At 49.1% G+C, this 216-nt stretch carries 1 pseudogene; it reads right to left on the reverse strand.

Features of this window, described 5'->3' with window-relative positions:
• Positions 1 to 216 (reverse strand): annotated as a pseudogene (locus FDX22_RS08605) (transcriptional regulator); the annotation flags it as partial.

Here is a 216-nt window from a genome sequence, read left to right on the forward strand (position 1 = left end):
GCCGCTGGCGTTTATCCAGCATGGTGCTGACCATATCAAACGCCGCCTGACGGTTATCGAAACCTACTTCCATGTCCAGACGATCGCCCTGAATATCCATCAGCTCGACTACCGGAATGTTGGCTGAACGCAGAAATTTAACTGTGCGCAGAGTGTGATATTTCTCGGACAAAATAATGCCGTCGATATTGTACGACAGCAGGTTAATCACCGACT

The organism is Citrobacter sp. TBCS-14 (assembly GCF_005280805.1).
Taxonomy (GTDB): Bacteria; Pseudomonadota; Gammaproteobacteria; order Enterobacterales; family Enterobacteriaceae; genus Citrobacter; species Citrobacter gillenii.